Below are 9834 nucleotides of genomic sequence, written 5' to 3'. Positions count from 1 at the left end.
GGGCGATGACCGTGAACCTCAACACCTACAAATACTTCAACGAAGTCGCCTCAAGCGGATCGATCAGACGTGCGGCGGATCGCCTGCACGTCGCGCCGTCGGCGATCAGTCGCCAGATTGCGCTACTGGAACACACGTTGGGCGTGATGCTGCTTGAGCGTACCAATACCGGCATCCGTTTAACGCCCGCGGGCATGATGCTGGAGCGCTTCACGCGCAAGATGTGTCGCGATCTCGATCGCATCCACGAATCGATTAAAAACCTTAAAGGTCTGCGCGAGGGCGAGGTGAAAATCTGGGTGATTGAAGCAGTGGTGCAGGCGATTTTGCCGCGCATCATGACCAGCTTTAACGAGAATTATCCGGCCATTCAATTCTCAATAAACAGCGAATCTTCTGACCGTACTATCGAAGCGATTATCCGCGATGAAATCGATATCGGTATCGTGTTCAACATGGGCGATCGCCCTGGAATAGAAGTGATTAAACGCTGTCCTGCACCAATTCAGTGCTTAGTGTCACCGCAGCATCCACTGGCCCAGCATCAGTCGTTAAGCCTGGAAGATATTTGTTTCTATCCGGTGGCGTTGCCGGTTTCCAGCTTTGGCATGCGGCAAACCTTCGACAAAGTCACGCGCAGCCTGCATCTCAATCCGCAATCCATCGTCAATACCAACAACCTTGAGCTGACCAAAGCGATGGCGATTGCCGGGCGCACGCTGACCATCGGGCCGCGACAGATTGCTGCACGTGAGATTGAGCAGAACATGCTGATCGCCATTCCGATTGATAACCAGGCGATGGAGTCCGCCAACATCGAAATTTGTGTGCATCGCGACCGGTCGCTGTCCTACGCCGCGCATCAGTTTCTCAAGCATGTTTGCCGGGAATTCAATTGATTAGGCTTGAACGGTCACCATAAATGGCGACCCTACATAATCGTGCGGCGCTCAGGTTGGTCGTTGCGTTTTTGCACGCGTATGGCGTTCTAAAACCGGCAACGCGGTGTGCTGCAATCGGTATTACTTGGGGTGGTAAAACGCGTGGTACTTATTAGTCATCGCTGAATACAGGCAAAAATCCATTAAGGGGAAAACGATGCCGAGCATCATGACTAACGGAATTCGCACCCATTACGAAATCGCGGGACGTGGTCCGGCCATCCTGTTTGTCTCCGGGCTGGGCGGCACCGCTGCGTATTGGCAGCCGCAAGTGCAGGTGTTCGCCGAGGAATTTACCGTGGTGACTTACGATCAACGCGGCGCGGGACAATCGGATCATCCGGCTGGCCCTTACAGCATTGAAACGCTGGTGGATGATGTGCAGGCGCTGATCGCCGCGCTGGAGCTGGATCGTCCGGTGCTGATTGGTCACTCGACCGGCGGGGCGATTGGTCAGGTTCTGGCGGCGCGCGATCCGCAATTGCTGGCGGGCATGGTGCAGTACGCCAGCTGGGCGAAATCCGACATGCATTTCAACTGGTGTTTCCGTATGCGCCGCGCGCTGCTGCTCGGTAGCACGCTGGAAGAGTATGTGCACGGCAGTGCGCTATTCCTTTATCCGCCGGAACATATCAAAGCTAACGCCGATACGTTATCGCCAACTTTACTGGCCTCCGCTACGCGCTTTCCGGCGCGTGAGGTGGTGCTGAGCCGCATTGACGCCATCATGGCGCACGATGCCAGCGCCGCGCTGCCGCAGATTCAAACGCCAACGCTGGTGATGTGCGCGCAGGACGACATTCTGACGCCGCCATACCAATCACGCTTACTGGCGGAAAAGATCCCCGGCGCGCAGCTAAAAATCGTGCCGCAGGGCGGCCACAGTTTTTCGGAAACCGAAACAGCGCTGTTTAACCAAATTACCCGCGACTTTATGGCGAGCATTCACGCGCCAGTGATTGAACGAGGAGTCTGAGATGAAGAATGTTGAATTCGGCGTGTTTCTGCCGGTGGGCAACGGCGGCTGGATCACCTCAACCACCAGCCCGCAACTGCCCGCAACTTACGATTACAACAAGCAGGTGGCGATCCTCGCAGAACAACTGGGTTTTGACTTCGCGTTGTCGATGGCGAAATGGCGCGGCTACGGCGGCCCATCGCAACATTGGGATGTGACGCTAGAAAGTCTGACGACCATGGCCGGTATCGCCGAAGCCACCAGCCGCATTGGCGTGTGGGGCACGGTGCACACCATGGTGTTCCATCCGGCGGTGGTGGCGAAAATGAGCGCGGTGCTGGATCAAATCTCCAAAGGGCGTTTCGGCCTGAATATCGTATCCGGCTCGAACCCAACCGACCAAGGGCAAATGGGCTTGTGGATGGATCTCGATCATGCCGAGCGCTACGAACTGGCGGCGGAATGGTTAACGGTGCTGAAACGCTTATGGACCGAAGATCGCGTCGACCACAAAGGCAAACATTACGAACTGATTGATTGCATGTCGAACCCGAAACCGGCCACGCCGCCGCCGATCATCTGCGCGGGCGCGTCGGATCGCGGTTTTCTGTTCACCATGGATCACTGCACCGGCAGCTTTATGCTCGGTTCCGATCATGACGATTTCATCAAAACCGGTTTGCGTGCCAAAGAGTTGGCGGTGCAGCAGGGTAAACCCGATTTCAAAACTTACGGCTTGTTCACCATCGTGCCGGGCGCAACCGACGCCGAAGCGCACGAACGTGTGGCGCTGTATGACGCAGGCGTGGACACCATCGCGCTGGATAACCAAACGCGCGAATACTCCGGCGACAAGAGCTTTAAGCAGAACACCATGGCGCAGCGTTTTGTTTCGCAGGGCGAGCAGCGTAATTCGATGACGCGCGCGGCCTTGGTGGGATCGCCAGAAACCATCGGCACTAAGTTGGCGGCGATTATCAAAGGCGCGCAGCTTGATGGTGTAACGGTGATTGTGCCGGACTTTATCGACGATCTTCGCACCGTCGGCACCGAAGTATTGGAAGTGCTGGAGCAGCACGGCGTCAACACCAACGCACGGGCATATCAGAAATCAATGTCGTAAAACCAGGTGCGCATAAATGCGCATCCTACGGGGCTAGTGCAGCGGTTTTGTAGGGTCGCCATTTAGGGTGACCGGAATCATTCACACAACAATAAATCCACCTTTTCCGCGATGCGGATTGCCAGGAGTCGAGCGATGAAAATGAAGATGATGTTGGCTATTGCTGTAGCAGCAGCGATCGGTTGCAGCGCCGTTGTTCAGGCTGATGAGAGCAAACCGCGCGTGGCGGCGCTGTTCACCCAAACCGTCACCCAAGGTTCGTGGGATATGGCGGGCTATGCCGCGTTTAAATCGATGGCAACTAAAGAAGGTTTTGCGCCGAGCTACCTCGAACACACCACCTACGAAGCCGCGCCCTCCGTGCTGCGTCAATTAGCCTCCGACGGTGTGAAACTGGTTATCGCGCACTCATCGGGTTATTCGGCAGCAATCAAAGAAGTGGCACCGCAGTTCCCGAATACCCAGTTCGTGCTTTATTCCTACGAAGGTTCCACCAACAATTTGCCGAACTATTCCGCATGGTCGGTAGATTGGGATGAATACGGCTTTGTGCTCGGCGCATTGGCGGCATCCGCCAGTAAAACTGGCCATATTGCGGTGATCAGCGGCGAACCGATTCCATCAGCAGAGCGTACCGTGCAGTTCATCAAAAAAGGCGCGGCTTACGTCAATCCCAAAGTGGTGGTCGATTCGGCTTACGTTGGCTCGTTCACTGACGTAGCGCGCGCCAAAGAAATCGCCACCGGCGCGATTGCGCGCGGTGCTGATTTCGTCATTCCGTCGGCGGATACCGCTGATGCCGGCATTCAGCAGGCCGCCGATGAAGAGGGCGTGTTGACCATCGGCTCCTACACCGATCAAGCCAAATCGTTCCCGAACTCGATCATCACCTCAACCGTGATGAATTTTGATAAATCCTACGCCGATATTGGCAAACATTTCGCCGATCACCAGTTGGGTAATCGCATCATCACCGAGAACCTGAAAACCAACGGTTGGACGCTCTCCACACCGTTTGCCCACGCCGATAAAGCGGTGCAGGACAAGGTGTTCAAGGTGATTGACGATATTAAATCCGGCAAGGTCAAGATTGAGGACTAACGCCATGTCCAGCCCGCTTATCGAACTCGATCACGTCTCGAAGCGCTATCCGAATGGCTTCGTGGCACTGGAAAAAGTGTGTCTGTCGCTGTTCCCCGGAGAGATCCACGCGCTGCTGGGTGAGAACGGAGCGGGCAAGTCGACATTAATGAACATCTTGTACGGCGTGCACGAACCGAGCGAAGGCGGCGTGCTGATGAACGGTCGGCAGGTGATTCACCGCCGACCGGCCGACGCCATCGCCAACGGCATTGGCATGGTGCATCAACATTTCAAGTTGGTGGCGCCGTTCACCGTGGCGGAGAACCTTGCGCTGGTGGCGCGCGGCGATCGGCGCAAAGCTTTTCGTCGTCACGCCGATGTGCGCAGCTTTATGCAGATTTATGGCGTTGAACTCGATCCCGGCGCGATTGTGGGTGAGTTGCCGCTGGCGTTGCAGCAACGGGTGGAAATCCTTAAAGCGTTGGTAAACGACACACACGTGCTGCTGCTGGATGAGCCATCGACCATTCTGACGCCAGATGAAATTACTGCGCTGTACGCCACGGTGCGACGCATCTGCCAAAACGGTACGGCGGTGGCGGTGGTGACACATAACGTCGATGAAGTGCTGGCAAATACCGATCGCTACACCATTTTGCGCCGTGGCAAAACCAACGGCAGCGGGCTGACTCAAGGCTGCACGCCGGATGAACTGGTGGAGAAGATTGTCGGGCGCACGGTAAGCAGCGGCACGCGTTTAGGCTTACAGCGCAGCGGCGGCGCGGAACAGATGCGGCTAACCAACGTACAGGTGAAAGCGGGCAGCGGATCGCCGGGATTACACAACATCAATCTCACGCTTGCCGCGCGCGAGGTGATTGGCGTGGCGGGGGTGGAAGGCAACGGGCAAAGCGAGTTGTTCGCAATTTTAACCGGTGAAATGCAGCCAGACAGCGGTGAGGTGACGCGCTCAGGTGACAATGTCACGTTAGCCTTGGTGCCGCAGGATCGTCATCACGAAGGGTTGTCTCTGGATCTGCCGGTTTCCCACAATTTGCTCTATCCCGACATCATGCAGGGTGCTTATCGCCGCCTGGGTTTGCTCGATCATCAAGCCATTGCCCAACGCGCGGCTGAAATGATCGAACAGTCGGATATTCGCACCCATTCACACGCCAGCCCGGCGCGTTCGTTGTCAGGCGGTAATCAGCAGAAGATCGTGGTGGCGCGCGCGATGGCGCAAGGTGCTTCGATCATTGTGGTGTATCAGCCCACGCGTGGTTTGGATATGGCGGCGGCGGAGGCGGTGTTGATGCGCCTGGCCGAAGCGGCTGATGCTGGCACCACGGTGATGATTATCTCCTCGAACATTGAGGAACTGATTCGCGTGTCGGATCGCATTGTGGTGATGAACGGCGGACGCATTACCGGCGCGGTGGCGGGAGATGAAATGAATATCGAAAGAATTGGCACCTTGATGACATCAGGGCGCGGAACGCAGATCGCTGGAGGTGCGCATGTCTGAATCGGTTACTTCGCTGGCGCAAACCAGCGCGTCTTTGCGCCGTGTGCTGGCGCAGCTCAGCGCTTCGCGATCGTTGTGGATCACCCTCAGCGCGTTTGTTGGTTCGCTGATCATTGGCTTAGCGCTGATCGCTGCGATGGGCGTGCCGATGCGTGCGGCGCTATCGACTGCATTTGACGGCGCGTTCGGCAATATCCGCGCGCTGTCCGACACGCTGGTGTTTATGACGCCGCGTTTATTGGTGGCACTCGGCGCGTTAATCGCCATTCGCGGCGGCATGTTTAATCTCGGCGGCGAAGGGCAACTGCAAATGGGTGCGATTGGCGCGATGCTGCCGTATCTCGCTTTCGGCGATATCGGTGGTGCGCTGTTGCCGTTATCGATTCTCAGCGGCGCGTTGTGCGGTGCGATTTGGGGCGCGATTCCGGCGCTGCTGAAAGTGTGGCGCGGCATCGACGAAATCATCGTCACGCTGATGATGAACTTCATCGCCATCTATTTCCTGAAATATCTGGTGCAAGGCCCGATGCGTCCGGCCAATTCCAACTTCAACATGTCGGCGCAAATCCCCGCTGACGGCGTGTTCCAGCAGGTGATTGAAGGCACGCGTTTGCATGCGGGCGTGTTCCTCGCACTGCTGATCGCCTTGGGCGTTTGGGTGATGCTCATTCACAGCGCCTTTGGTTTGAAACTGCGCGCCAGCGGGCAAAGTCCACGCTTTGTGCGCTTGCAGGGGCAATCGGCGGCTAAAACCATCCTTTCCAGCATGGCGATTTCCGGCGCGGTAAGCGGGCTGGCGGGCACCTTTGAAGTGCTCGGCGTGCAATACCGTTTGATTGATGGTTTCTCATCCGGCCTCGGATTTGAAGGGTTGGCGGTGTCGTTCCTTGCCGGTTTGCAGCCGTTTGGCGCAGTGATTGTTTCGCTCTACTTTGGCGCGATCAATAGCGCTGCGCTGGCGTTGCAAACCACCTTTTCGATTCCGGCGGCATTAGCCGATGTGCTGGGCGGCATGCCGATTCTGATTTTAGCGGTACTCAGCGGCGTGATGCTGGTGAAAGGGAGGCCGGTATGGAATTCAACACTGTAACGCTGGCGCTGTTTTTGGCGGGTGGCTTGCGCCTGTGCGTGCCAGTGCTGATGGCGGCGCTCGGAGAAACCATTTCTGAACGAGCAGGTGTGTTCACCATCGGGCTGGAAGGTTTGATGCTGTTTGGTGCGTCGGCATCAGCGCTGGGTTTAGCCTGGAGCGGTTCACCGGTGATGNTGATGGCGGCGCTCGGAGAAACCATTTCTGAACGAGCAGGTGTGTTCACCATCGGGCTGGAAGGTTTGATGCTGTTTGGTGCGTCGGCATCAGCGCTGGGTTTAGCCTGGAGCGGTTCACCGGTGATGGCGTTGGGCGTGGGCATGCTGGGCGGATTGCTGGCCGCTTTTGTACTGGCATTAGGCACGGTGCTGGCGCGCGCCAACCAAATAGTGATGGGTATCGGCTTCAATCTGTTTGCCATTGGCGCTACCTCGCTGATTCGTCAGCTGTGGCTGAGCGGCGCGCCAGCCGCTGGATCGATGCGCTCGGTTTCGATGCTGAAACTGCCAATGTTGTCCGATTTGCCGCTGGTGGGCCGCGCACTGTTTTCACAGAGTCCGGTGTTTTATCTGGCAGTGATCATCGCCATCGCGCTGTGGTGCTTGTTGCGTTTCACCCGCGCTGGATTGCTGCTGCGCGCGGTGGGTGAAAACGCCTTAGCCGCCGATGCTGCTGGACATGGCGTGTTACGCATTCGCTTCAGCGCCACGCTGTTTACCGGCTTGATGGCGGGTTTGGGCGGTGCGTATCTGTGCATCGTCGCATCGGGTGGCACCTTCGTTGACAACATGACCGCCGGGCGCGGCTATCTGGCGATTGCCATCACCATTTTCGCCCGCTGGATGCCGCTGCGCGTGTTGATCGTCGCCATTGTGCTCGGTTTGCTCGAAGCGTTGCAGTTCCAGGGACAATATCTCGGCGTCGATATCGCGCCAGCCTTGCTGATGGCGATGCCATTTGTGGTGGCGCTGATAGCCTGGATCATGATGGGCAAAGCGGGAGCCGCGCCCGGTGATTTAGGGCGTCCATTCTTAAGAAACTCAGGTCGTTAACACTTTTATCAGGAGAAGCAGATGAATCAGGCAATCAATCCCGAAGGTTGGATTATCGGTAAAACCGCCACCGGCCTAAATCACCTTAACTGGGGCGTCAAAGCCGGTAATCATGTCTATGTCGCGGGCATGTTATCGACCGATCCTGTAGACGGCAGCATCGTCGGCGTGGGCGATATTGAAGTGCAGACGCGCCGCGTGCTCGACAGCATCAAAGTGGTGCTGGAAGCGGCGGGTAGCAGCATGGATCACGCCGTGATGAATCAGATCTTCCTGCGCGATCTGGATGATTACCACAAATTCAATGAAATCTACGTCACCTACTTCCCGGCGCTGCTGCCTGCACGTTTCTGCGTGAAGCTGGAAATGGTGCGCCCGGAGTTTCTGGTTGAGATCGCCACCACGGCGGTAATTCCGTCTTAATTACCAGGTGCGCATAAATGCGCACCCTACGAAAACCGCGTGCCGCCGCATCAACGCGAGCACCCGTAGGGTCGCCATTTATGGTGACCGCCTAAAAATAATGAGGTCATTTGCATGCAATACCGATATCTCGGGCGCAGCGGGCTGAAAGTCTCCGAAATCTGCCTCGGCACCATGATGTTTGGCGGCGCGACGGACGAGGCCACTTCACAGCGCATCATTGCCGATGCGCGTGACAGCGGCGTCAATTTCATCGACACCGCCGATATGTACAACAAAGGCGAATCTGAACGCGTGGTTGGCCGCGCCATTGCCGCAGAGCGTTATAGCTGGGTGCTGGCAACCAAAGTCGGTAATCCAATGGGCGATGGCCCAAATCAACGCGGTATGTCGCGCAAGTGGATCCGTGAAGCGGTGCACGGATCGTTGTCGCGCCTCGGCACCGATTACATTGATGTGCTGTACATACACAAAGCGGATTTTGCAGCGCCGCTGGAAGAGATGGTGCTGGCGTTTGCCGATCTGATCCGTGAAGGCAAAATCGGTTACTTCGCGGTATCCAATTTCAAAGCGTGGCGCTTAGCGGAAACCGTGCGTTTAGCGCGTGAAGCGGGCATTGCTGGGCCAGTTGCTACCCAGCCGCTGTACAACCTCGCCAATCGCGAAGCCGAGGTGGAAATTCTGCCTTCCGCCGCATACTTCGGCGCGGGCACCGTGTGTTACAGCCCGCTGGCGCGCGGCATCCTGACCGGAAAATACCGCGTTGGCGCTGCGCCAGACAGCGACAGCCGCGCAGGCCGTGCCGATCCGCGCATGATGGAAGCGGAATGGCGACCGGAATCGCTGAAAATGGCGAGTGAACTGGCGGCATACGCTGAGCGCAGCGGACGCCAACCGGCGCACGTCGCGCAGCAGTGGGTGATGCGCAATCAGCTTGTGACCAGCACTTTGGTGGGGCCACGCACTTTCGAACAGTGGCGCGACGGCATTGCCGCACTGGATTGTCCGTGGTCATCGGAAGATGAAGCGTTTTGCGATCGTTTGGTGTCTCCGGGCAAAGGGACTAGCCTCGGGCCGGTCGATCCGCACCATCCGATTGAAGGTCGTATTGTTCGCGAGAATTTGCCATGACAGATACCATTGTTAATCCAATCACCATTGCCGACGCCTATCGCGGTGGCATGCGTCAACTGGCGGCGGGCGTGTGTTTGATCACCGCGCAACATGCCGGTCAACAGGGCGGCATGATTGCTACCGCGGTGACTTCGGTGAGCGCTGAACCGCCGACCTTGCTGGTGTGCGTCAATCGCAGCGCTTCGATGTTCGCGATGATTGCCGAGAGTGGACGATTTTGTGTCAACGTGTTGGCCGCTGATGCGCTGCCGCTGGTGGATATTTTCAGCAACTCGGCACGGCGTGAAGAACGTTTCCAGAGCGGCGAGTGGCTGACGGCGGCCAATGGTTCGCCGGTTTGTGCTGAGTCGTTGGTGTCATTTGAGTGTCGATTAGCGAAAACCGTGGATTGGCATACGCATGCGATTTTCCTCGGAGAAGTGACCGAGGTGTTGCATCCGCGCGCAGAAGCTAAGCCGTTGGTGTATTTGGATCGCGGGTTTCATCAGTTGGCGGGATTGTAGCG

General features: G+C 57.2%; 10 protein-coding genes. All 10 read left to right on the top strand.

What is annotated here, in order from left to right; translation table 11 throughout:
- Positions 1–899, top strand: an 899-nt coding sequence (locus ACPUC7_RS21540) for a LysR family transcriptional regulator (protein WP_494924463.1), incomplete at its 5' end; no start/stop codon positions are given.
- A 211-nt stretch (positions 900–1110) separates the two neighbouring features.
- Positions 1111–1917, top strand: a complete 807-nt coding sequence (locus tag ACPUC7_RS21535; protein WP_494924462.1) for an alpha/beta fold hydrolase — start codon at positions 1111–1113, stop codon at positions 1915–1917.
- A gap of 1 nt (position 1918) precedes the next feature.
- Positions 1919–3022 (top strand): LLM class flavin-dependent oxidoreductase, encoded by a 1104-nt coding sequence (locus ACPUC7_RS21530; protein WP_494924461.1) that lies wholly within the window; start codon positions 1919–1921, stop codon positions 3020–3022.
- Between the two features lie 135 nt (positions 3023–3157).
- Positions 3158–4123 carry a BMP family protein gene (locus ACPUC7_RS21525; RefSeq protein ID WP_494924460.1) on the top strand — a complete coding sequence of 322 codons (966 nt, stop codon included), beginning with the start codon at positions 3158–3160 and terminating at the stop codon, positions 4121–4123.
- Between the two features lie 4 nt (positions 4124–4127).
- Positions 4128–5630: an ABC transporter ATP-binding protein gene (locus ACPUC7_RS21520; RefSeq protein ID WP_494924459.1), complete on the top strand. Its 1503-nt coding sequence runs from the start codon at positions 4128–4130 to the stop codon at positions 5628–5630.
- The gene (locus ACPUC7_RS21515) at positions 5623–6720 is read left to right on the top strand and encodes an ABC transporter permease (RefSeq protein WP_494924458.1); all 1098 of its coding nucleotides are present in this window, start codon (positions 5623–5625) and stop codon (positions 6718–6720) included. The genes ACPUC7_RS21520 and ACPUC7_RS21515 overlap by 8 nt, the downstream gene beginning before the upstream one ends.
- Complete coding sequence (locus ACPUC7_RS21510; RefSeq protein WP_494924457.1) at positions 6702–7772, top strand: ABC transporter permease; 1071 nt, start codon at positions 6702–6704, stop codon at positions 7770–7772. The genes ACPUC7_RS21515 and ACPUC7_RS21510 overlap by 19 nt, the downstream gene beginning before the upstream one ends.
- Before the next feature lie 21 nt (positions 7773–7793).
- Positions 7794–8195 (top strand): Rid family hydrolase, encoded by a 402-nt coding sequence (locus ACPUC7_RS21505; protein ID WP_343550376.1) that lies wholly within the window; start codon positions 7794–7796, stop codon positions 8193–8195.
- A gap of 114 nt (positions 8196–8309) precedes the next feature.
- Positions 8310–9326 (top strand): aldo/keto reductase, encoded by a 1017-nt coding sequence (locus ACPUC7_RS21500; protein WP_494924456.1) that lies wholly within the window; start codon positions 8310–8312, stop codon positions 9324–9326.
- Positions 9323–9832 (top strand): flavin reductase family protein, encoded by a 510-nt coding sequence (locus tag ACPUC7_RS21495; RefSeq protein WP_494924455.1) that lies wholly within the window; start codon positions 9323–9325, stop codon positions 9830–9832. Before ACPUC7_RS21500 ends, ACPUC7_RS21495 begins: the two co-directional genes overlap by 4 nt.
- Positions 9833–9834: the final 2 nt, after the last annotated feature.

The sequence above is a fragment of the Pantoea sp. CFCC18179 genome (assembly GCF_059412405.1).
This window is presented reverse-complemented; position numbering and strand designations above follow the sequence as displayed.